We start from the raw sequence: 575 nt of genomic DNA, 5'->3' as shown, positions 1-575 counted from the left end.
CCCTCAAGACTTTGATTTTTTTGGCTTACATCAGAACCTGGTAAGACTGGCAGTGTCGCCAGAAATCCAAACGGGGACGGAGAACAGAATCACTATGCGCATGTACTCACCAGAACGAAAAGAAGCCGCTCAGCGGCGTATGATGCCCCCAGAAAATATGCCGATATCGGCACTCGCACGCGAAACAGGGATCACCGAACAAACGCTTTATACTTGGCGTCGTCAGCTTAAAAATCAGGGAATAGTCGTGCCAGGTAATGGAAAAAATAGTGCGCAATGGAGCTCAGAAGATAAATTCGCGGTCGTACTGGAAACAGCAACGATGAGCATGGCGGAACAGGCTGAGTATTGCCGCCGTAAAGGCCTGTTCCTTGAACAAATCAAAGAGTGGCGTCAAGCATGCATAGGCGCGAATGCGAACGCTGCAGAAGCCGCTAAAAGCCAGCGCGAGCAAAGCAAAGGCGATCAAAAACGTATCCGGGCCTTAGAGAAAGAATTGAATCGCAAGGAGAAAGCCTTAGCTGAAGTAGCCGCTTTGCTGGTCTTAAGAAAAAAAGCCCAGGCGATCTGGGGGG

At 49.9% G+C, this 575-nt stretch carries 1 pseudogene; it reads left to right on the top strand.

From position 1 onward, the window contains the following. Positions 1-94: 94 nt before the first annotated feature. Positions 95-575, top strand: a pseudogene (locus tag QN359_RS19820) (transposase); the annotation flags it as partial.

This window comes from Undibacterium sp. 5I2 (genome assembly GCF_035019605.1).
Lineage (GTDB): Bacteria > Pseudomonadota > Gammaproteobacteria > Burkholderiales > Burkholderiaceae_D > Undibacterium.
The sequence above is the reverse complement of the archived record's forward strand: the minus strand, read 5'-3'. Positions and strand labels throughout refer to the sequence as shown.